Origin of the sequence: Clostridium sp. (assembly GCF_017888565.1) — a bacterium.
Taxonomy (GTDB): domain Bacteria; phylum Bacillota; class Clostridia; order Clostridiales; family Clostridiaceae; genus Clostridium.
On the sequence record NZ_JAGHFX010000030.1, the window covers coordinates 80,021 to 106,042 of the forward strand.

General features: G+C 26.5%; 16 protein-coding genes and 1 pseudogene. All 17 read right to left on the reverse strand.

Annotation, left to right across the window (positions count from 1 at the left end):
* Nucleotides 1–6: 6 nt before the first annotated feature.
* A complete protein-coding gene (locus tag J7M87_RS05645; RefSeq protein WP_074124067.1) occupies nt 7–6,234 on the reverse strand; it encodes a non-ribosomal peptide synthetase in 6,228 nt (2,075 codons plus the stop codon).
* 19 nt (nt 6,235–6,253) lie between these two features.
* A complete protein-coding gene (locus J7M87_RS05650; protein ID WP_022618837.1) occupies nt 6,254–7,846 on the reverse strand; it encodes an AMP-binding protein in 1,593 nt (530 codons plus the stop codon).
* A gap of 12 nt (nt 7,847–7,858) precedes the next feature.
* Nucleotides 7,859–8,524, reverse strand: coding sequence for a 4'-phosphopantetheinyl transferase superfamily protein (locus J7M87_RS05655; protein WP_207011497.1), 666 nt, complete (start codon nt 8,522–8,524; stop codon nt 7,859–7,861).
* Nucleotides 8,525–9,265, reverse strand: coding sequence for a thioesterase domain-containing protein (locus J7M87_RS05660; protein ID WP_065986759.1), 741 nt, complete (start codon nt 9,263–9,265; stop codon nt 8,525–8,527).
* Between the two features lie 18 nt (nt 9,266–9,283).
* A complete protein-coding gene (aroF, locus tag J7M87_RS05665) occupies nt 9,284–10,258 on the reverse strand; it encodes a 3-deoxy-7-phosphoheptulonate synthase (protein WP_074124064.1) in 975 nt (324 codons plus the stop codon).
* A 39-nt stretch (nt 10,259–10,297) separates the two neighbouring features.
* Entirely contained in the window at nt 10,298–11,659 is a 1,362-nt protein-coding gene (locus J7M87_RS05670) for a salicylate synthase (protein ID WP_207011496.1), read from the reverse strand.
* Nucleotides 11,660–11,903: 244 nt separating this feature from the next.
* Entirely contained in the window at nt 11,904–12,287 is a 384-nt protein-coding gene (locus tag J7M87_RS05675; RefSeq protein ID WP_074124062.1) for a metal-dependent transcriptional regulator, read from the reverse strand.
* Nucleotides 12,288–13,134: 847 nt separating this feature from the next.
* Nucleotides 13,135–14,069, reverse strand: a pseudogene (locus J7M87_RS05680) (IS1595 family transposase).
* Nucleotides 14,070–14,238: 169 nt separating this feature from the next.
* A complete protein-coding gene (locus J7M87_RS05685; protein WP_074124060.1) occupies nt 14,239–17,571 on the reverse strand; it encodes a DEAD/DEAH box helicase family protein in 3,333 nt (1,110 codons plus the stop codon).
* A 268-nt stretch (nt 17,572–17,839) separates the two neighbouring features.
* Complete coding sequence (locus tag J7M87_RS05690; RefSeq protein ID WP_074124058.1) at nt 17,840–18,202, reverse strand: hypothetical protein; 363 nt, start codon at nt 18,200–18,202, stop codon at nt 17,840–17,842.
* 20 nt (nt 18,203–18,222) lie between these two features.
* Nucleotides 18,223–18,432: a hypothetical protein gene (locus J7M87_RS05695; RefSeq protein ID WP_236872473.1), complete on the reverse strand. Its 210-nt coding sequence runs from the start codon at nt 18,430–18,432 to the stop codon at nt 18,223–18,225.
* Between the two features lie 121 nt (nt 18,433–18,553).
* A complete protein-coding gene (locus J7M87_RS05700) occupies nt 18,554–19,789 on the reverse strand; it encodes a restriction endonuclease subunit S (protein WP_207011495.1) in 1,236 nt (411 codons plus the stop codon).
* A gap of 1 nt (nt 19,790) precedes the next feature.
* Nucleotides 19,791–21,254: a class I SAM-dependent DNA methyltransferase gene (locus J7M87_RS05705; protein WP_074124056.1), complete on the reverse strand. Its 1,464-nt coding sequence runs from the start codon at nt 21,252–21,254 to the stop codon at nt 19,791–19,793.
* 255 nt (nt 21,255–21,509) lie between these two features.
* Nucleotides 21,510–22,403 (reverse strand): conjugal transfer protein, encoded by an 894-nt coding sequence (locus J7M87_RS05710; protein ID WP_074124054.1) that lies wholly within the window; start codon nt 22,401–22,403, stop codon nt 21,510–21,512.
* A 13-nt stretch (nt 22,404–22,416) separates the two neighbouring features.
* Complete coding sequence (locus J7M87_RS05715) at nt 22,417–23,415, reverse strand: bifunctional lysozyme/C40 family peptidase (RefSeq protein WP_074124052.1); 999 nt, start codon at nt 23,413–23,415, stop codon at nt 22,417–22,419.
* Nucleotides 23,412–25,631, reverse strand: coding sequence for a CD3337/EF1877 family mobilome membrane protein (locus tag J7M87_RS05720; protein ID WP_074124050.1), 2,220 nt, complete (start codon nt 25,629–25,631; stop codon nt 23,412–23,414). The genes J7M87_RS05715 and J7M87_RS05720 overlap by 4 nt, the downstream gene beginning before the upstream one ends.
* On the reverse strand, nt 25,631–26,022 hold a 392-nt coding region (locus tag J7M87_RS05725; RefSeq protein WP_291649543.1), incomplete at its 5' end, for an ATP-binding protein. The genes J7M87_RS05725 and J7M87_RS05720, both read right to left, overlap by 1 nt.

Below are 26,022 nucleotides of genomic sequence, written 5' to 3' on the forward strand. Positions count from 1 at the left end.
ACCTCCCTATATAAATCCTTCTTCTTTATCTTTCCCACTCTTCATTTTAGAAGTTATCTCATCACTAACTAATTTAACTATTTTTGATACTAATGAGTTCTCTGCTATTAAAAGCATAGATATATTAATACCATACTTATTATTAATTAAATTTATAAATTGAACAGCATTTAAAGAGTTTCCTCCCAACTTAAAAAAATCATCTTCAAATTTTATACTTTCAATATTTAAAACTTTCTGCAATATTTCAATAACCTCTATAGATGTATTCTCATAGTAATCTTCTTCTGACTCATTTTCATTAATAGTTTTATCTATAGAATCAATCTTAGAATAATGTGTATTATTAGTACCAACTTCAGATTTAATTCTATATTTACTATTTTCAAAGAAAATACTTGTGTTAATATTAAGACTAGTATTAGCATTAAAAACTATTTCAAATAACTCAATATAATCGCTAAACATCTCATCTAATAAACCTTCTGGAAATATTTCATCAACTGAATCCCATATTATCTTAAGATTCCCAGCTTCCTCAACCACTTGATGATCAAGCCAAACTTGCGGAGTTTGAGAAATATTATAAACAAGCTCTCCTATCCAACTGTCCTTTCTCTTCTGATCCAAACCTAATCCACTTGTAAATACTATCGGCATTAAAGATCCTTTTTCATTATTTCTTTTCAGTCTTAATTCTCTTCCAAACTCTACAGCACTATATAATCTATGGTTAATATCTTCTGTTAATTGTTTTTGCAAACTTTTAGCCTTACTAATTAGGGTATTATCCTTAGTATTCTTAACCTCTAAAAAAGTTAAAGTTGTAAAGTCTCCGACAATATCATTAATTTTAGGATGAATTTGTTCTCTACTAAATTGTGTGATATTTAACACAAATTCTTTGTTTAAACTATATTTTCGTAAAACTTCTGAAAATATAGTAATCAAAAATATTGTAGGAGTAATATTATTCTCCCTTGCTACTTTTTTCAATTTCTCCCATTTAGCACATTCAATAATTTTTTCTCTTCTCTTAAAAATCTGATTTTTTATTTCATATTCTGATTTTATAAATTCAAATTTAGGAGCTTCTAAAAAATCATCTATTCTGCTTAGCCAATAGTTTTTATCTTCTTCATATTTTGAAGATTTTTTCATCTTCTCAAGAGTTAAAACATAATCTCTAAATGAAACTCCTGGATTTTTCAAAATAAAGTTTTCATTATCATATCTTTCTTTTAATTCACCTAAAATATGAAACATACTCCATCCATCCAAAATAATATTATCAAAACTTATATGCAATCTTAGTTTATTGTCACTCAAAATACTTACCTTGAATTTAAATAATGGCCACTTATCAGTCTTTAAAATTTCATGAGACATCTCTTCTCTAATTCCCATTAATACCACTTTTTGCTCATCTTTTTCAAAAGATGAAATGTCATTAATAATTAATATAAATGGTGGAACATTATTTAATATTTGCTGTTTTCCATTTTTTAAAATAATAGCTCTAAGCATATCATGTTCCCTTATCATATTATTGATAATCTTTTGTAGTCTTTCTACCTTTACTTCAAAACAATCTAGTTCAAAATAACAGTGAGTCGAAACCGAACCTAAAGAATATGCTCCACTTCTTCCAATCCAATATGCAAATTGTACATCAGTTAAGTTGAATGGTTCATATTTATTTTTAAAATCTAATTGTAAACCCTCTTCAGTGTTTAAACAGTTAATCTCCTTATTCTCGTCTATAAAACTAGCTAACTCTTTTAATACAGGATGACTAAATACATCTCCTATAGAAATTTCAATATTTAATTTTTCTTTTACTTTAGCTATCAACTTTGTTGCCATCAATGAATCTCCACCTACATAAAAATAGTTTGAGTTTAAACTAATTTCGTCTTTTAATAATATTTCTTTCCATATTTCAATCAAAATTTTTGTAGTTTCATCACTAACTTCCATTTGATCTTCATATTCTAATGTTTTATACTTGTATTCATTGTTAACAATTAATTCTTTAAGTTTTTTTCTATCTACTTTTCCATTTTTATTTAAAGGAATTTGTTCAATTTCTATGAATTCATGAGGAATCATATATTCGGGAACTCTATCTTTTAGTAATATCTTTAAATCTTCTGATGAAAATAAACATTTTGCTTTCCTTCCAATAAATAGAAAATTACCTGTCTCTTCAATTTTTCCATAATCTGAAATATAAATCTCTTCTATTCTATTATCACAAAAAATATTTTTTATAAACTCTCGATTAGGAATGATATTTCCTTCTTGTCTACTTAAATCAAAATTTTCAAATCCTCTTTCAAGTATTGCAGCATTTATTTCACACAAAAGAGAGTTATCATTAATTTCAGTTCCTATTATAAATCCTTCATCTACTATAATATTCTTAATTTCCTTAACCTTTTTAGCTATATCATTAAAACGGTGTAAGGAATTATAAAGTATCACTAAGTCAAATTGTTTTTCTTTAAAAACCTGTGAAAGATTATCTTCTAAATTTACCTTTTTAAATTCAAAAATATCATATTTAGATTCAATATTTTCAAACTCATCTTTAAAAAATAGTGAATTATCGCAATATATATATTGAGAAACTTTTAGTTCAATCTCTTCTAGTATTGACTTTGTAAACTTAGCATCTCTACCACCTAGCTCTAATATTCTCAATGTTTCTTTTTGTTTATTAAATAATTTTCCTACTATTTCCATAATTCTTTGAATATTTTTATCATAATTTTTTAAAGTTCTTAAAAAATCTATAGGACTTAATTTAAAATCTTTATTGAAAAATACATCAATAGCATCTTTTTTCCCTTGTAATATATTTAATATTTCAGATTTTAATAACCCTAAATTATAAATCTCTCTAGTATCTTCTTGTAAAATATTATTTAATATCTCACTTTCTTTATTTAACGAGTATTTACCTTCATTAAAATTTATAACTGTATATTTTTCTAAAATTAATAGCCAACGTAAAATCAATTTTTCATATTCTACTTTGATACAACCTATTTCAATAATCTCTGAAAAAGTGTAGCAATTATTTTCTTTAAACAAACCTATCTCACTAAATATACTTAATATAGTACTTATTACAAATATATTTGTTTTCTCCAAATAAGTTCTATAATTTTCATATTTAACTTTCGTATTGATAATCTCTTCTTTTAATATATTACTAGACTCTGATAATTTTCCATTATCATTTAAATTAGGTTCAATAAAAGCAGTTAATTGTTCATTTGCACCAATTTTTAAAACTTCTACAATTACATTCTTAACATTAGGATTTTTTAAAATAGAGTCTTCTATCTCTCCAAGCTCTATTCTGTGACCTTTTATCTTAACTTGATTGTCAACTCTTCCTAAAAATTCAATTGTTCCATCATTCCAAGTTCTCCCCATATCCCCTGTTTTATACCACTTAATACCATCAATTTGTATGAATTTATTTTTAGTTAATTTTTTATCACCTATATATCCTTTAGCAACACCTACTCCACCTATTATAAGTTCTCCCTTTACATAATTTGGACAAACCCTTCCTAAATCATCTATTACTCTATAAACTTGATTTTTCAACGCACTTCCATATGGAACAGAAATCCAATCATTAGGTATCTCTTTCGGTATATTAATATAGTTTGACCAAATAGATGCTTCTGTTGCTCCACCCATCCCTACCACTATAGAGTTTTTACTTCTACTATAAAATCTTCCTGGCAATGTTGTTGCTATCCAATCCCCAGAAAGTAATACCGTCTTAATTGGAAGATATATATCTTTTCCTTCTGCCATAGTAATAAGCATATCAAAAATAATAGGAACAGAATTCCATAAGGTAACATCATATTTTTCTATTAGTTTTATCCAAACATCAGGATCTTTAAAGTTATGATCATTTAATGTTATAACTGTCCCTCCTACTGACAATAATCCAAATATATCATACACAGATAAATCAAAATCAATAGCTGAAACCATAATAATAGTATCATTACTGCATATATTATATTTTTTATTTATATCTATTATCGTATTTATAACACTATTATGAGCAATTTCTACTCCTTTGGGAATTCCTGTAGTTCCTGATGTCATAATTACATATGCTGTATCAAAACAACTTATTTCTACAGGGTATTTTATACTCTTTATATTTTCTAAATCATCAATGTCAACTAACATTATTTTATCTTCATAAAGCGATAAACTTTTTATTACATTTTCATCACTTAAGACATGTTTAATACCTATTTGTTTATAAATTTTATTTCTTCTTCCTTTCGGTTGATTAATTCCTATAGGTACATATGCAGCTCCTGAAAATAAGATTGCAAGTATTCCAATAATTTGTTTATATCCTCTATGTAAAGTAATACCAACATAATCTCCTTTATTCACTCCATTTGATATCAATTTAGAGGCAATTAATAGCGCCATATCATATACTTCTTTATATGTTATCTTTCGTTCTATTTCCGTATCTATAATTGCAATATTGTCGGGATATTTATTTACCATTTCAATAAAGTCATTGTATAATGTTTTTTTAGGATATTCTAAAGGTAAAATATTTTTAAAATCTTTTTCCCTAACTTCCTTTTGACTTTCAGTTAATACATCATATACTTTATCCCAATTATCATTCTCAATTAAACGATATAATAGTTCATAGAAAGCATCAAACATATCATCAATCATTCCTTCATGATATAATTCATCTACTACATCCCAACACAATATAAGTTCTCCATTTACCACATAAGTTTGAAAATCAAGCCAAACCTGCGGTGTCTGTGAAATCATATATGTGATTTCTCCAAGTACTTTTTTAGATTTTTCAGTTTCTAATGGATAATCAATATTACATGCAAATACTATAGGTGCAATATTTATATTTTTACCTACTTCCTTATAAATATCTCTTTGTACTTTTACTCCTGAGTAAGAACTATGCGAAACATTTTCTAAAAATGTTCTAGATATAGTTCTTATTTTTTCAAGTAATGTTTCATTTTCTTTTCGTTCACACTCAACCAATAATAAACTTGTAAAATCAGCTATCATATTTTTTATATTTGCATTTTCAGTTTCTCGATTAAATAAAGGAATATTAATTACAAATTTATCTTGATTTATCCATCTTTCAATAATCATGGAATAGCAAGTTAGAAGCACCATTGAAGGAGTAACCTTATATTTTGCAGCTTTTTCTTTCATAATTTTCCATGAAAATTTATCTAATACCTTTCTTCTTCTCGAAAATATTGTTTTATCTATTAGTTCTGCTTTTTTCTTTAATGGCAAATTAGGTGACTCTTTTGGAAATGTTAAAACCTTATTTTTCCAGAATTCCTCATCCTCTTTCATAGTTTGTTCATCAAATTTTCTATTCTTTAAATAATCTTTAAAGGTATAATCAGATGATTCTAAGATTAGTTCATCATTATATATCTTAGATAATTCATCAATTAAAATATTCAAACTCATTACATCGGCAACAAGTAAGTCAACATCTAAAAATATTCTATACTTATTTTCAGGTAATATTGCAATATTAAGTCCTGCAACTTCTCCTTCTTTAACCTTTAACTTTCTATGAGATAACTTTTTTCTAATTTCTAAAAGTCTATTTTCTAATTCATTCTCTTTAAATAACCTAAAATCATATACACTTATATCTTCTGAAAATGGAACTTTCATTATTTGTTGCGTACCATTATCATTAAACTTAACTCTTAACATAGGATTAAAATATTGTAATTTATTCCATGAACTTTTAAGTTTATCTACTTTTATATTTGCACCATCTATCTCTAAATAAGCATGACAACCAATACCACCAAGTACTTGATTATCTTCTCTACCAATTAAATAAGCATATTGAATATCAGTTAGCGGAAATTCATCATATAAATTTTCTTCTTTTGATAACCTTTTTTTATTTACCTTTATTGGTGTATTTTCAATTAAATCCTCCCATTTTTCTATTGTAGGACTTTCCATTAATTTCGCAAAAGGTATGATAAATCCAAGTTTTCTTAACCCTCCTGATATTTTCATTACCTGAATTGAACTTAAACCTTTTTGGATAAGATTATCTCTTATGTCTATAGAAATATTTAATTCTTCTTTTATAGCCTTTTTTATATTATCTATAGCTTTTTCTCTTAATATTTTTTCATCCATTCTAACTGACCTCCTTATTTTACAAAACTAACTCTATTAACCTACTCTTATCTATTTTCCCAACACTTGTAAGCGGCCAACTTTCAACATATTTTACTATATCAGGCATTTTAAAATGTGCTAAGCCATTTTTCTTAAGGTAATCTCTTATTTCATCTAAATTAATTTCTTCATTTCTTTTTATTATAAATACTCCTATTTTCTCTCCTAATATTTCATCAGGAACTCCTACTACTTGTACTTCTATAATATCTTTATGTTTTAGTAAAACCTCTTCTATTTCAGAAGGTATTATTTTTTCTCCAGCTCTATTAATCATCTCTTTTAATCTTCCAACAATCTGATAATTACCATTTTTCAACTTCTTTGCTTTATCCCCTGTTTTAAAGTAACAGTCTTCAGTAACACAATTTACATTCACTTCTTTCAAATTATAATAACCATAAATAGTATATGGACCTCTAACAATTAACTCTCCATATTCTCCATCTGGAACTTCTTCTCCATTATCATCAATAATTTTAATTTCATCATATTTACTAATTGGTTTACCTTGTGTTTTATATATTATATCTATATCATCCTCTAGGTCAGTACAACATATTAGTCCTTCTGCTATCCCAAAAATTTGTTGTAATTTACAATTAAAAACATTTTTTATTCTTTCAGCTGTAATTGAATCTAAAACAGATCCACCTACCTGTAAAACTTTTAGTGAGGATAGGTCATATTCCTCTATTTTTAAAAATTCCATACACATATTTGCCATAGCAGGAACTAGCCCTGTAATTGTAACTTCTTCATCTTCAATAAGAGGTATAATTTCATCAGGACTTGTAGTTGGACAAATAACAACTCTTCCACCATATATTAATGTGCCTATAACTCCAGGACATCCTAAAGGAAAGTTATGAGCTATAGGTAAAGATACTAGATAAACTGTATCTTTATTCATTTTACATATTTTCCCACACTCTTTTGCTACATATAAATAATCTGTATGTCTTCTTGGTATTAATTTAGGAATTCCAGTTGTTCCACCTGATAATAATAATAACCCAATATCTTTGTAACTCGCTTTATTCTTTTTACTGTCAGAAATTCTATTTCCCCACCTTAAATTATAAAAACTCTTATACTCTTCTTTTTCTCCTAGTATGAATACGTTTATTTTTTTATCAATTTCGTTTTGTATTTCTCTAATCATATCTATATAAGAAAACCCCAAATATTTATCTTTAGCAATATAAGCCTTAGCTTCTGACTTTTCTAATATTCCTTTTATTTCTCTTTTCCTATGAGCTGGAAGTCCCATAATTGGAATAGCTCCAACTTTAAAAAGAGCAAATGAAATAATAATAAATTCTGCACAATTAGGTAATTGTAACAAGACTTTGTCCCCTTTATTAATTCCATTATTCAGCAACCCTTCTGCATAATGATCTACTTCTTCATTTAATTTTTTGTAAGTTAACTCAATATCTTCATCTATAACTGCAATTTTATTCTTATATTTTTCACTCCACCTCTCTAAAGCTTCCCCCAATGTAATATGTTCCCATATATTTTCATCATAATACTTTTCTAACTGTTCTCTTATTTTAAAATTCATAATTTTCCTCCATTAAAAGCATATAGCTACCGAATAATCATCATTAATTTCTTTAATTTCAAAAGTTTTAGTCTTATTCTTGTCTTTTAATATCCCCCTATTATTAGTAATCTCAATAATTTCTATAGATCTTAAATCCTGAATCAAACCTATTCCTTTGTATTTTAGATAAGCCTCTTTTGCTACCCAATACTTATAAAAATCTATAACCGTATTTATTTTTTCATTTTTGTTAAATGAATAATTTACAATATCTTTATAGTTAAAGTTTTTTTCCATATATTCTATATCTACCCCTACATCATTTATCGATAATGCAATTGCTATCGCTCCTTTAGTATGAGATATATTAAACTTTATTCCCATCTTATTTTTAATATATGGTTTTTTATAATTCGTATAATTCCATACTACATCCTTCCCTTCAACTCTTAAAATACTTGAAAATATTCTATTTATAATTCCATGTGATAAAAGATAGTTATTGCGATCCATCTGTTTATAATAATTATTCTTTTCCCGAATTTGCTCACTACTTAAATAAGTTTCTATAATATTTTCATCTCTCAATATTGTTATGTTAGCAATTATAAGAACTACTTTATTATCACATGTCTGCTTAATAACATCATTAAAATCAAATCTTTTAAAATTAGTAAATCTATATGTTTTTATCATTTATTTTCCTCTAATTAATTTATTAATTTCATTAGTTACCTTTTCTGTATTTGTATTAATAAACATATGACCACCTTCAATATATGTATAAGTAAACTCCTTATTGGTGTAATCTTTCCATTTCTTAAATTCCTTTATAGTAAGCTCTTTATCTTCAGTACCCATAAATCCATGTATTGGAATATCCAATTTTGTTATATTCTCATTTACATATGTTTCATCGATTATGAAATCCGCTCTAAGCATTGGAATAAACAAACTCATAATTTCAATATTTTCTATTATTTCAATTGGTGTTCCTGAAAATCTATTAATTTCTTTTATAAATTCTCTATCCTCTAAATTATAAATTGGTTTTTTTTCTTTATAGCAAGGTGCTCTTCCCGCTGAAACTATTATTCCTTTAGGCTGAGGTAAACCCTTTGAAATAATTTTTAATGTAAGTTCATAAACAATTTTAGTTCCAAAACTATGACCAAATAGATAATAAGGTTTATTATCCGATATTATTACTTTAAATTCTTCAAATATTTTTTCTAAAAGAGTATTAAATTCATTAATAGGAGTTTCTGACATTCTATTTTCTCTTCCTGGATACTGTGCTGCATAAAGTTTTATGTCTTTAAAGAACTCTTTCCAATTTCTAAAAATTGATACCCCACCTCCTGCATATGGAAATAAAATCAATTTTATATTTTCACATTTAATATCTTTATTTATTACTTCAAACCATTTCTCCATAATTATTTCCTCACTTATTTAAATTTTTTTATGTCTATTTATTATAGATTGAAGTTCTTTTGGACAAATACTTTGTTTCCCATCACTCCATGCAGCATCAGGATTATTACAAGTTTCTATAATAACACCATCTGCACCAGCTGAAATTGAAGAATCAACCATAGGAGATATTAATGTTCTTTTTCCTGTTGCATGACTTGGATCTGAAATTATTGGTAAATGACTTAATTCTTTCAAAAGAGCTATTGTTGCAATATCCATTATATTTCGAGTAGATGTATCATAATTTCTTATCCCTCTTTCACAAAGAATAACCTTTTCATTTCCTTCAAGCATAATATATTCTGCGCTTAATAAGAACTCATTAACACTCGCACTAAGACCTCTTTTTAATAATATAGGTTTGTCTACTTTCCCAAGCTCTTTAATTAATGGATAATTATACATATTCCTTGTTCCTACCTGTAAAATATCAACCTTATCTATCATATAATCCAAATCTCTAACATCTAAAATCTCTGTTATTACAGGCATATCTAGTTCCTTTCCTATTTTATAAAGAATGTCTACACCTTCTTTGCCGAGTCCTTGAAATTCATAAGGTGACGTTCTAGGTTTAAATGCACCTCCTCTTAATACATCTGCTCCACTTTCCTTTACCTTAATTGCTATTTCTCGTAAAGTATCTTCTTTCTCAACAGAACATGGCCCTGCTATAAAGACAGGTCTACCATTACCTATCTCAATATCATTAACTTTTATTATACTTTTTTCTTTATAATTTTTCGTAGCTAAATAACCGTTTTCCAAAGATATACTTTCAGTACTTTTAAATGTTAATTCCTTATTCTCTATCCACTCTTTTAAGGTTTCATCAAATACGTTAATTAAATAGTAATTTGAAATTTTTAAATTTAAATAATCTACTTTATATTCATCTAAAAAACGCCTACATTTTAAATAATCACTTTTATTTTTAAAAACATAGTGCATCCATTCACCACCTTTACTTTTTTATTAAATAAATTAACATCAATCTTCTTCATAAATAATCTGATTTAAAACACTACTTATCTTTTCTTTCGTTTCTTCTAATTCTCTTTCTGGATTTGACATACTTACAATACCAGCTCCAACTCTAAGCCAACTTTCCTTATTATTCTGAAAAGCACTTCTTAATACTAATGCGACATCAAGTTCTCCAAAGTTGTTAAGTTTAAATACTCCCCCACTATATAATTCTCTATCATTTTCTTCCATTCTGGAAATTGCTTCTATACTTTCTTTTTTAGGTATTCCAGTTGCTGTAACAGCTGGAAATAAAGAAGTTAAAGCATCCCATTCATTTAAATTTTCTTTAAGTCTTCCTTTTAATCTTGATGCTAGATGTTGTACAGTTCCTCTTTCTATAACATCCATAAACTTTATAATCTCAACACTATCTTTTTCACAACAATTTTCAAGTTCTTCAAAAGCTAATTTAACAGAAATAGCATGTTCTGCAATTTCTTTTGTATCTGTTAATAATTCCTTCTTTAACCTTTTTCTCTCTTCTAAGTTTTTACATAATGCCCTTGTTCCTGCAAGTGGAAAAGTATATACATTTTTCTCTCTATCTACTTCTACTACAGTTTCAGGACTAAAACCTATAATTTCTCTTCCATCAACTTTTATATAATAAGATCTTGCAGGAGTATTTTTTTGACGTCCGTACAAATAACTTTGGTACATGTCTACTCTTTTATTTAATGGTATTTTTCTGGACAGAATTACTTTTTCATATTCACCATTGTTAATGTCATTTACAGCTTGACTAACGATTTCTTTATATTTATCTTTACCAAAATTAATAATATCATCAGAACCATCTGTCATCTCATATTCATTTTTAACAGCCTTAAATTCATATATTAATTTCTCAATAACTGATAAATCTTTTTCATTCTTAGCTTTTATTAAAATATCACCTGTATTTTTTATATTTATATCAATTTGCGGAAAAATAATTTCAATTAAATTTTTATTATCTAAGTTATTTTTATTCATATATATGTATTTTGCATAATCAAAATCAATTAATCCATATGCATTCCAATCTTCATCGGATATTCCCTTTAAAATATTTTTTAATTCTTTAGTTAACTCATTGCACTTTACTTCTTTTGATTCTGAAGAATTAATAATAAATTTATCTTTCTTAACATCTATTTTAGTTAAAACACCTAAACCAAGATAAATATCAAAATTATTTTCATATATAATAAAATCATTATGTATTTTATTTTTAGTTGCTAGAAAAGTAGCTAATTTTATCAATTCCATTTTTTCTGAAACTACGTGAGTTATTTTTTTTATATTTTTATCATATCCATTCTCAAAATTATTTTTTACCATATAACATCTCCCTCTCCAATTTATATAAAAGTAAGTTCTATAGTCCTTACTTTTATATTTTTTAGTGTATCATTTTTGATAAAGATTTTCAATATCATTTATTTTAAAAATAATAATCTATTAATTTATACTTTTCTTTATAATACATAAACACATTAATATTGCTAATAAATAAGTTATCCTTAAAATTTTAAATACTTTCTTTATAATCAAAAAACCTATAGAAGGACTAAATTTTGTCTTTCTATAGGTTTAAGGTATTAATTTCTTTTTTAAAATAATTATTTATTTTTTCAAAACTATCATCAGATATAATATGCTCTATTTTACATGCTTCTTTTTCAGCAGTTTCTTCATCTATTCCAATATGTTTCAATATTTTTGCAAGAAATACATGTTTTCTGTAAATTTTTTTTGCTATTTTCAAACCTGACTGTGTAAATCTTACTATTTTATCTTCTTCATAAGTTATATATCCTCTTTCAACTAACCTTTGAATAGCTGCTGCAACTGACGACTTAGCAATTTTCATTTCTTTTGTAATATCCACATTTCTAACATCTTTTTTTCTTAATGATACTATATATATAGCTTCTAAATAATTTTCTTCTAAAAATAAACTGTGCATTTTATTCCCTCTCTCAAATATAATATATCTAATTTCTATATGTCTTTATTTCAATGTATATCATCAGCAATTTATAGTAATTTAACCTAATTTTCCAAATATATATTTAAATATAAAAACACCATTCTCTCCATTTTATTATAATTTACTATATAATTCTATGTTTTTTTATTTCTAATTTTATAAAATAATTTTTATAAATTTTAAATACATATCAAAACCCATAAATATTATCTATATAAAATTATTAAATTTAATATTTTAACAATAAACTGTTTTCTTCTTATGTTTTATCGTAAATTTATTTTTTTATTTTTCATTAGTTTTAATATTAATTTCTATATAAATTTTAATTTCTTCATTATTTATTATTTTTTTAAATGGCTCTGTTTTAAATAAATGTTGATATTGAACTCAAAAAGAGTGGACAATGCACCTTCTCCACTCTTTTCTCACATTTTTATTAAATTTGTGATGTAAATAAATATTTTAATTCAATCAGTGCAAAGCTTTTTTCTTGTATTACATAAATCCAATTTGTTCAGCTATCATTTCAGATATGTATAGATTTTGTCTTATAGAGAAAATATATACAATCCTATATTTATTATACTCATAGACCTTGATGATACAATATTATTTGATGAGGTGGATAGAACCTAATTTCTATTGTTTTCTAAACTTTATACTATTTCATTTTTTTAAATCTTCATAAGTTAATCTTATAGTTCCCCCTTATAAATTAAGTTATAGCTTATAAATAAATTATACAATATATATTAATAGAGTAAATAAATCCATTTTAAAAGAAACTATTTAAAAAATTCCTTATTGTATTAATAGTTAATCATAATTCATTTACTCTCGTATATTTATGGGAGATATGCTATTAACTAACAATTTTTTAGTTATAATTATCTCTTTCTTATATCTAAAAGTGCCCATCCATTTATGCTATTTCATATAGTTGCTTAAGTATTTTGTTGCAACCCAATTAAACCTTCTCATCCAACCTTTTAAATTGGAGTGTAGGCTATTTATATGTTGAATATGGTATATATCCTCTTTATATCTTCCTATTCTAATTTGCTTATACTCCAATCTAATATCTGTCGAAAATTGAATATAACTTTTGTGATAATCTGTGCATAGAATAGTTTCATTTTCTATACGGTTATCGTAAAGTTTTTTCAACTACTCAGAAGTCATTCTACCTACACAAAGTAATTCTATAATAAAATTATCTTGCCTATCAAAATCAGTTGCAATACACACTTGTTCATTACTAGTCCACCTCTTCTTAACCTATTACCTATTTTACGAGATGGTCTTGTAATATTTGATGACTTAGTAGCTTTATATGAGTAGAAGAAGAATACTTAATCAGCTTCTACAACACCATCAACTAAGCCTACTCCAATAAAATCACTAATCCAATTTAAGCTTGTGCCTCCAAAAGAAACTTGTAACAATATTAATTCCCACTGTTTCAGCACATTTTCTTATAAGGTAGCCATTAAGTGTACATATTGAATACTTAAGTCATTTATCTAATCCCTTTTTTCTTCTATACGTTGCTAAACTTGTAAGATCTGAAAAGCTTTTGTTGTAATCTCTACATAGATATCTTTGAACACCATTATTTTTCCCATTTCAGTGACAACAAACTCTACCTTTAGAAAACCTCATTTCTTTTACTTCTTTAGTTATCTGATTAGCTTTAGAGCTTAAGATTACAAATTCCTCTAACTAGGATAATAGTTCCTCTTGCTCCTGCTTCAGTAATTATTTTGCCTGTGCTAATAATTCTGAAACATTGCTCATAGATACTCCACCTAAAGTCGTTATACTTATATTATAATCAATTTTCACAAATATATCACTAGTCAACACTTAATTAAAACAGCACCTTTTAAATTAAAAATACAATTTTTCTATTTAATTCATAAAACTATAATGTATTTTCTCTTATTTCGTTTATAGTTTTTATAAGTTTTGCTCTTTCACTAACATTATTCGGGAATAAATCTATTATACTCCCAACACTTCTGAATGGATCTTCTGTTAAAATCTTATTATCTTCTATAAATCCATTCTTAACAATATAATCAACAATAAGCTTAACAAAGTGTATTTGTGAACTATTGAAACTTTTATTATTTAAGAATTCTGAGAAAGCTTCATTAGCAGCATTTCTATCTAATCCTAGTATTTTTCTTACTAATTGAGTTACTGGTGTTTTTCCATATTCTTTTTCATATTCTTCTTTGCTTCCAAGTTCATTAAATAGAACTTTTTCTAATGTTTGTATATCTTGCTCAGTTAATTTTTTATTGTTTCTAAGTTTGTATATAGCTAACTCATCTTTATGTTCTTTTAGATAAAATTCAACTTTCTTTCTATAACTTTTAAGGTCATTAACATTGTACATTGATGAGTGGCTTTCTTCTGATATTATTGAATCACTAAATTCTGTGTAATATATTCCTTGAGTGCTTTTTTCTAAATACTTTATTAAATCTCTTAAAGCCTCTCTCACATTCTCCATATCAAATATATCGGCACATTCCCAGAATTCAGGCTCTACTATTCTTTCTATAATAGCTTTCTTTTCTTTTATCTCTGGTATTGTTCCTAACTTAGATAACTTATCAGCTGTTTCCATTACTGACTTTATACCCTTCTTGAAAACAATATTTTGTAAGTTAGCTAACTGAATCACATATATAAGTAAATCAAATCTTTTAGCTAGTTCATCATCATTTATAGATTTAATTATTGGAGATATATGTTTTTTAATCTCATTTTGCTCTATGGCACCAATAGCATTCCAAGCCTTCTCATCTTTATACTTATGAACAACACCTATGTTCATTCTAACTAAATAACTTTCATCATTTAACGCTTGTACAGATTTTATTAATTCTCCTAACAATTCATTTCTATAATTAACATACTTTTCATCATCTTGATATTTTATATCTTGAAGTTCTTTAACTATATCAACTTTTACATTAAATAATCTTTCTGTAAGACTTTCTACTTTATTACCTTCAAAACCTTTAGGATTAACTCTAAAGAATTCAAAGTTATTACAGAAATCAAATATTAAGAACTCTTCTTTATCAAAACCTATTCCAAGTAAGTCAGGACACAATCTAGTTCCCCTACCTATCATCTGCCAGAACTTAGTTTTACTTCTTACTTTTTTGAAGAATACAAGATTTAATATCTCTGGTATATCTATTCCTGTATCAAGCATATCTACTGAAACAGCTATTTGTGGCATTTTATATTTATCTGAAAAATCATCTATTATATTTTCAACATAAGGAGTTTTATGTTCTACAACTCTTGCAAATGTTCCCCCATACTCTGGATAAAGCTTATTAAATCTTTCAACTATAGATTTAGCATGTCTAGAATTCTTAGCAAAAATTATTGTTTTACCAAGTTTTTCTCCACCTTCAATTTTCAAGCCATCAGTCATAAGTTTATTTAAAACTAAGTCTATTGTATCAGTATTGAATAACCATTGATTTATAGCAGAACTACTTATTTCATCTCCAATATTTTCATCATCATCAAACATCATTTCATACTCTTCTTTTTCTTCTTGGCTTAAGTCATCATACTTAATTCCACCTTCAAGAATTTTAGATTTAATTTCAATAGTTCTATAATCAACTAAATACCTATCTTCTACAGCCTTTTCATACTCATATGCATAAGTCGGTACTCCTTTTTCAAGATTGAATATATCATAAGTATTTTTATCTATCTCATCTCTTGGAGTAGCAGTTAATCCTATTAAATAAGCATCAAAATAATCAAATACTGATTTATATTTCTTATAAATACTTCTATGTGATTCATCAATTATTATTAAATCAAAATGCCCTGGAGTAAATAGTCTATCTCCATCTTTAGATTTAGTATCGTCTATGGCATTCATCATTGTAGGATAAGTTGAAAAAACCATTCTTGATTCTTCTGGATTATCTCTACTATCTAATAAATCACATAGTGATAGATTAGGTAATAGTTTAGAGAAGTTTTTCTTAGCTTGTTTAACTAGCGCTTTTCTATCTGCTAAGAATAAAACATTTTTTACCCAGTTATGTCTTGATAAAACATCAACTATAGAAATAGCAGTCCTTGTTTTACCTGTTCCAGTTGCACAAACTAATAGAGCTGTTCTTTGATTTCTTTCAAAAGCTTCTGCTACTGAAGTAATTGCTTCCTTTTGATAATATCTATTTGATATTTCATCACTAATCTTTATATCTTTTAAACTTTTCTTAGATGTTCTTCTATCTATCATCAATTGAAGTTCTGATTTTTTATAGAATCCAAATACTTCTCTATCTCCACAGTCATCCCATATATAATATCTAAATCCATTAGTTAAGAATATTACTGGTCTTTGATTATACTGTTTTTCTAAACAATCAGCATAAAGTTTAGCTTGTTGTTGCCCCTTCTTTTCATCAACGCTTGTCCTCTTAGCTTCAACCACAGCTAAAGGTTTTCCATTATCTCCATAAAGAACATAGTCAACATATCCTAATCCTGATTCATTTGGCATTCCATTTACTTCTACTTCTATTTGAATATCCTTACCAAAAGTCCACCCAGATAATTTTAACTCTACATCAATATACCTTTTTCTAGTTTCAGCTTCACTTATCTTATCCACTTTAAAAGTATTATTTGCTGTATTCTCTTTTCTCTTCTCAGTTCCAAGTTTTCTTTTCTCTTTATTTTCATCAATTACTTCTTCAAGCTTTCTATCCTTAGAGCTTAATTTTTCATAAAGATTATTAAGTTCCTCTGGTCTAGTTCTTTTATTGTCACCTTCATGAAGTAAACTTTCATCAAAATTAGTAGCAGTATAATTATCTGCATAGCAATAATCTATCCAACTAACAAATTGATGTAAATTGTGTAATGATAGTATAGCTTCCTCTCTACTAATAGGTTTATTAGTATGAACAGCTACATTTCCAAGCTTTATTATGTACTTTAAAATATTAAACATACTTGAATCAATAAGCTCACGAAAACTTTCATTATGAATTAATGAACTTATACTATCTTGGTATGGTAAAACTAACTCTGAATCATTACCATAAACCCATTTAACAGCAAGTTCTAAAGCTCTTCTTGATAAAATTGCACAAGTAGCTGGACTTACAATAATACTCTTTTCAGCTTCGAAGCATTGTGCCCTAAATCCATCAAACTGCTTCTTACCTTTTAAAAATTCAAAATTTCTCCCCATTAAACTTCTCCTCAGATTTTTATATTAAAATGTATTAATTCCTAATTATAGTAAAATTATATCAATTTATACATTATTAAATCAAATAAAAAAGATAGCTAAGCTTTTAACTTAACTATCTAAACATTTATAATTCTAAAACTTTTATCGGCATTTTAGGTGTTGATTTACTTTTATAAAAATTCACTAACTCATCTATCTCAAGTGAATTGTCTTTGCTTTCTCCTTGAAATACAGGTGCATTGGGATTAGGCGTAACTCTTATACATTAATACTTATGTTTTATAGCATATTCTTTAAACCTATCTAAGTAATAAGATGCTATCCCTTTTCTTCTTAAGTTAAAATCATTAACATTTAATAATTCTAGCTTAACGCTTGGTAACTCATTAGTTAGCATTAATAAAGATTTAGGTCTTGCAAAAAACTCCATAGTAAATATTTCTATGTCATTAGTAAAATCATATAAACAAAATTTTACAGACTCCTTTTCACAATGTAATTCTACAAAAGAGCCTTTTTCCTTATTAATTTCACTTGAATTAAAGACAAACTTTATATTTCTGCCTTTTAGCTCATCTATATTAGGAATTCCCCATGATTCTATTTCATTTCTCATATTATTATCCATATAACCTTTATTCCCCTAACTTAAATCTTATATCCATAATCTCTTAATCTATATTTGCAAATGTTTTTTTCTTCTTCAGTAAAAAGTTCATCATACTTTCCACTTACTATAAGCGCCTCTAAAGATAAATCCAATCTATTATTTTCCCATAAAGCTATAAATCCCTCTGTATTAGAATCTTTATTTATAAGAGTTTTAGATGTTATTAAAGCTCCTTTATCATTTATCATTTGCAAGAATCTACGAGCCTTATATCCATAACTTTCTTATGCCTTTTTATAGATATCAACCATATCTTTATATAAATTCAACTCAAATTCCTTCACTAATACCTTCTCCTTCAATCTTATATTAATTAAATAGCTCTCCCTTAAATGCTTTTTGCATCAAAGAATTAAAATTATCTTCTAATTCTTTTAAACTATTCTCCATTTTAAATTTCAATTTGTCTACTTGATTAACATAGCTAACAAACTTCTTTTGCTTTTCTATCGGTGGAAAAATAATAGGAAAATCTTCTATATGTTCTTTATTTAACTGTCTTTTATCAATTCCTCCAACACAGACACTTCTGATATATCCTCTATATTCTTTACTTGTAAGAATATACAAAACAAACTCATTAATTATTTGTTCTTGAAGCCTTATTAAATATACGTGTCCATTAATATTGGCACTATCATCTTCTCCTAAAAACATTGCTGCTCTACCTAAACTACTATTTTCTGTATTTATTCTACCTGTTTTAGTCATTAGTATATCTTTATTTTTTAAACTACTTTTTTTCATTTTATTATGTGTTGCTTGGTCTATATAAGCTACATCATCTAATAATAATTTGTTTTTCCATACATTTTGACTTCTTAAAAACATAATTCCACTTTCAACATAAACTTGTTCTCCACCTTTTGGTGTGTTTCCACTCATTATATTAACTGAAATATCTTTCATTTTTTTAACCTCCCACTTCATGGGATTATTTATTGGGTCACCAAACATCTCTATAAATTTCGATTTAATTAATAAATCTAATTCTTCTATTTGTTTTTTTCTTTTGTCTATTAATTCTTGTGATTTATCTAATATTTCAACTACTTTTCTTTGAATTTCTATATTTGAAATTGGAATTTTCAAATTTAATATTTGTTCTTTACCGATATTTATTTGTAAACCTCCACCAGCAAATTTCTTATAATAAGGCTTATGCTGAGGTAAGCTTAATGAATATTTTAAATAGTATTTATCAACTAATTTATCATCTAAAATTATTAATTTTCCTACACGTTGATTTAACAATAAAGTATTCCCTTTAGTCTCAACAATAGTTGGCACCCCTAAAATTTTAGGATCATTTGCCAAATCTGTCATAGCAATTATGAGGTCACCATCATTTAAAATATATTCTTTATATCTTTCAACAAAATTTTCTGGCAAATACTTAGGATTATACATTATATCAAATTTTGCATTTGGTCTTATATTACTCATTCTACAATTTAATACTGTTGAGCTATCAATATAATCACTTGATTTAAAAGCAAATCCATTTTGTAAATCACATATATCTTTTAACTTAATATACTTCATTTTACACCTCAAGCATTCCTTCTAATTCTTCTAAACCTTTAGTTATTTCTTTTTCAAGTTCCTTGATTCTTCCTAAAATAACACTTGGAGCATCATAAACTACTTCTTCATATTCTATTTCTTTATACTTATTGATTGAAAGGTCATATCCATTTTCTCTTATTTCTTCTACTGGTACAAAAAAGCTTTGCTCTGTTCTTTTTCTATCTTCTTCATTTTCTAAGTTTGAGAATCTTTCTATTATATCATTTATGTCATTTTCTTCTACTGGATTTCTTTTATCATCTAATGAGAATCCATCAGCTTTCATATCATAGAACCAAACCTTATCTGTTCCACCTGAGCCTGTTTTTGTGAATATCATAATGGCTGTACTTACCCCTGCATATGGCTTGAACACACCACTTGGCATTGATATTATTGCTTCTAGTTTATGATTTTCTACTATTTCTTTTCTTATATCCTTGTGTCCTTTAGTGCTTCCAAATAAAACTCCATCTGGAACTATTGATGCACATCTTCCCCCTGTTTTTAATATTCTAAGGAATAATGCTAGGAATAATAATTCTGTTTTCTTAGTTTTTGTTACTTTTAAAAGGTCTGCACTTACTGCTTCATAGTCTAAGCTTCCTTTAAATGGTGGGTTTGCTAATACTAAAGTAAATTTTTCTTTATCTGTATTAACCTCTGATAAGGAATCCTTATATTCTATGTTAGGATTATCAACTCCATGAAGCATCATATTCATAGCTCCAATTCTAAGCATAGTTCTGTCCATATCAAATCCATAGAACATAGTATTATTAAAATGTTCCTTTAATCCTTGAACATAAAATAAATCATTATGATTATCTCTTAAATATTGTTGAGAAGATACTAAGAAACCTGCTGAACCTGCTGCTGGGTCAACTATTATATCCTCTGGTGTTGGCTTCATTAACTTTACTATCATATCAATAATGTGTCTTGGTGTTCTAAACTGACCATTTGTACCAGCTGAAGATAACTTTGATAGTAAATATTCATATAAATCTCCTTTAGTATCATTCTCCTTTTTAAACTCTATTCCATTTATTCCATCAACTATTTTTGAAAGCATAAGTGGAGTTGGTATTTTGAATATAGCATCCCCCATATACTTTGCATATGCTGATTCCTTATTTCCATGTAAATTCTTAATAAAAGGGAAAACCTTATTTTGAACTATATCATACATCTTTTGAGCATCTCCCTCATTAGAGAATTTGCTCCATCTTAATTCTTGCTCATTATCTGAAAATATTCTTTCTGGTTCAAATCCTAATAAAACAGCTTCTGCTTCATTTTTTGTTTCTACATCATCTAGTCCTTTAATAAATAAAAGATATGTAAACTGCTCTATAACTTCTAATGGATTTGTAAGTCCCCCAGTCCAAAAGGTTTCCCAAATCTTATCTACCTTACTTTTTAACTCACCTGTAATCATAAATTTTATTTCCTCCAACATTTTGTATAATATTTATTTTATCATATTTTTTTAAATACTATTTTATATAATTTAATGGTAATAATTTTTTCTTTTTTTATTATGATAAAAATATAGATATATGTAAATCATTTTTATTATACAAAAAAACTGCTATCTCTAAGCTTAAATCTACTTTTAAATGTCATTACTAACATTTAAATCAAAGAAAATAAATGGTATGTACATATAAATTTTTGTACATACCATTTATTTTTATTTAACAATAATCCAATTATTATCTTTCTCTAAAACAAGCTCATATTGAGAAACTTGAATCATTTTTGTTTGTTGATCTATATATTTTACACCTGTTAATACCTTTATATTTTTCCATTCTTTTTTGAAAATAGGATTTACTAATTCTGAAAAGATATAATCTCCATTTATAGGTTTAAGTGCATCTCCTTTTACATAGTATTCTAACTCATTTTTAGATGCAGTAGGATATAGCTTAAAGAATGTATTTAAAAATTCTGTAATTTCTTTAATTGTTTTTTGCTCTATTGTGCTATCTGTTTCTTCTTTTTTAGATTCATAATTTAATTTTTCTGACATTTTTGATAATGTAGGATTTTTTATAATTATCATATTTCCAGTGTTGTCTATTTTAACTACAACTTCATACGAAGAAGTAATATCTTTTATTTCCTCTCCTTCTTTTATAGTTTGCTCCACAGAATATTTAACTTCAAATTCATTTTCTTTAATCTGATTTACACTCCATATCTGAACGTCTTTTACACTAGAGTTTGTTGGAATATCACTTCTTACAGTATCTATATTTAGTTCCTGCAATTCTTTTGTAAGATACTCATTAATTTTAGCTGTTCTTCTTTCAATAGATTCTTTGTTATTCTCCCATGAATAATATTCTTTAGCAAAGTTTTTCACAAAATTTTCAATTCCATTTGTATCTATAATTTTCTGTTCAATAATCTTCTTTTCATGGATAGTATGTTTATCTATTGCAGTAAAGTTTTTATAAACACTAAATGTTATACTTACAATTAAAATAATCCATAAAGCAATTACAAACTTTTTATTTGTACCTCCCCTTATAACTAGTATCTTCTTTTCCTTATGTTTTTTATCCTTTTTTCTTAACATATTTTCACCCCATCTATTTTTTTATTCTTCCTGCTCCAATTAAATGTTTTTGCCAATAGCTATCTGTTAAATCTTCATATACAATAGGATCTCCTGCATGATACATCTTGTTATTTCCAACATATATTCCAACATGAGTTACATAAGTTCCAGCATTATAAGTACCATGAAAAAACACTAAATCTCCTGGTTTTGCTTGATCTAGTGCAATATGTTGCATAATATCATATTGTTGTTGTGCTGTTCTTGGTAAATTTATTCCTGCTTTTTTAAAACACCATTGAGTTAATCCGCTACAATCAAAAGAAGTATTTGGATTATCTCCTCCAAATACATATTTCCAACCTTTATACTTCAATGCTTCATTTATGATTATTTTAACTGTTTCATCATTAAATTCGCTTGTTCCAACATATTGAAGTACTAACTCTACGTAAAATTGATTTCCATATTTATATCTCCACCCACCATTTTTAGCAACAGCTATTGGATTAGTATAAGTTACCCTAACTCCCTGTGCCATATTTTTTGCAAAGTTTTCTGCTAAACTATAAGTATGAATTTTTCCATTACTTTTAATATAGTTTAGATATCCAAATCCATAGTTATATGCTTGTATAGTTGAATTAGTATCACATCCTTTTTCTTTTGATGTCTTTAAAAGATTTGAAAAATACCTACATCCTTGTTCTATTGATTCTTCCGTTCCTAAAGTATTTGGTGGAAGCCCTAGTGATTCTGAAGATTGCATAACATCAACTAAAGTTCCACCTGATTCAACTTGCATAATAGCAAGTAAGTAATTTATATACTCTTGAACATCATATTTCTTAGCATATCTTTCAACCATAGGCTTAAATTTTAGAACTTCTGGTGATAAATTCATTCCAATTATATTTTGATTCATACCTCCGTTATGATCCTCATCTGATATTAAAGGTACAAACATTAAAATTACTCCAAATATAAATAAGAATATACTAATAAAAATAGTTATCAGCTTTATTTTCATTGTTTTCTCACCTTATTCTCAGGAGTAAAATTAGATTTATTTTTTATTTTTCTCTCTTTAATATCTATGTGATTATACTTAGGTCCTTTTAAATTAGAATTAATATTATGTCGTTCTATCTTCATAGTTTTACTGTTTTTTACTTTTACACTTTGATTATTTTCAACTTTATTAGATAGTTCTTCGCTTTGATTTACAATATCTCTTTCTTTATGGATAGGTTTCTCTGTAGATCTTTTTATTTTATTTATAGAATTACTTTTTTCTCTGTCTTTCTCATCATATATTTTTTTTGAAACTGTTGGTCTAATATTTTCTCCTTTTTTCTTTTTCACTCTTTCAGAATTAATTGAAGGTTTATATTTTGAATCTGAGTAGCCATCTATATTTTTGTTATCTGTAGAATTTTTTTCTTTAGCTTCTACTATATTTCCTAACTTAGCTCTTTTTTGAGCTATAGTCTCTCTATGATTTTGCTGCTTTTTATTTCTATCTTGTTGACGTTTTTCTTTTTCTTCTACGATACCTCTTTTGAAATCAGATATATTATCTTTAGCTTTTTCTTTTGTATTATGAACTGCATATTTAGCTTGCACAGGTATATCTTGTATATTTTCTTTAACTTGTTTTGATTTATCGGATATATTTTTCTTTGTATCCATAAATGCTCCAACAGTATTTCCAATACGTTTTGAAAAACTTTCTTTACTAACTGATTTATCATAATTCTCTCTACTGTGTGGATAACCAGTTCTTTTTTGTGTATTATTTACATTCCTTTGTGGATTATTTATGTTAGATGATAATCTTTCTTTATCTTTTCCTCTAGATATTAAAGCCTTCCTTATATTGCGTTCTATATTTTTACTCTTATTTCGCATTGTTCTATATGGTCTTCTAAACATACGACTACTCATATTCTGACTATCTCCTGAGTGTAAGCTAAACATTCCCATAATATCTCCTAACTTCATATAAATTCCTGCAAATGTGACTACCTGTAAAAATGCAATCATAAAGAAGGGATAATCTGTGGATATTGTATAAAACATTGTTGATATACTAAACGCTATAGTTATAATAAGAGTTATTCCAGCTCTCATCATTATAGTATTGAATAACTTTACAATTGCCTGTCTTCCAATACTTTCATATGAGGGTATCATAGATAGTAAAAAACTTAATGGTAAAAATATAGCCAAAATAATAAAAAGTATCTGTGAAAATATCATCATAGATACTAATAAAAATACAAAAATGGTTATTCCTATATTAAATATAAATAGAAAAAATACCTTACCTAATCTACTCATAACTTCGGTTATAGTCAAATTATTATTATGTTTTTCTTCTATTTCAGTTTTAACTATTTCCTCTCGTTTTTTTCCATCATCTTCACTTGGATCTGTAGACAGTAACTTCTCTACTCTTTCTTTTCCGATTTCTTCTATATTAGAATTTCCATATTGTAATAATATCCATGGTTGCTGTACTTGTATAGAAAATAAATTATCTCTAATTAACTTTATACTATCTTTGCCTTCATTATTTGAATTAGAAGTTACAATTTTCGTTCCTAAATTCAAAACAGCTGTGCTAATATCAGAAGAAAAATCATTTACTTTTTTGATATAATCAGGAGCATAAGCAATAAACGATGCAGATATTATAAATATCACAACAAAATTAATAACAGAATTAATTGCCTTACTAGTTTCTTTTTTAATCAATCCTGTATATGCTACGTAAATTCCTAGAATTAAAACAAATAGAAGTAGAAATCCTATATAAAAACCACTATTAGATATTCCATTTTGATTGATTCCAGCAATTGTTTGCATACTCTTACTTATCGAATCTGCCATATCATTAATAAAATCTAATTTATATGCTTCTTGAACAACATATCCAGTTGCATTTGATAGATATAAGCTGATTATCCAAATAAAATTTGTTATGCAATATAATCCATACTGCACTGATTTGCCTATTCCATCAGTCCAATTCCAAGGAAGCCATACCCAAGAATTATCAACATAAAAATCAAGCTGATAATTTCTTAAAGGATACATTGAATATATATTATTTGAATTTATAGTTTCATCTACTAGTCCTTCTGCATAAACTACAGATTCGCTTATATAGATAAAAAATAATACAAGTATTACTATTAAAACAGTTATCCAACTTAAATTTCTAAATGACTTAGATTTCATTAATCCACCTCTTTTCTTATAGGTGGTCTTGTATCAAATGCAGTAAGAAGCTCTTGAAAAACTGGATGTATTTGTATTACTCCAACTCGTCCATATAAATCTTGTATTAAACACTGCCCATTTTCTAACTCTCTTAATCTTTTTTGATTGTTATCATCTTCTTTATCAACTCCGAAAAATTCAAGTGTTCTCTTAATTTCATTAATATCTGTACTTCTAAATGCAAATTTTAATCCAATATTATTCTTTAAATTTTCATCTGATACATCACCTGCATTTTGAGTTACAAAATACACTCCTGCATTCATAGCACGTCCTGCTCTAACTAATTTATTAGATAAAGTTTTTCCTTGTGCTACATTAAGAAATGTCCAAGCTTCATCTAAATCTA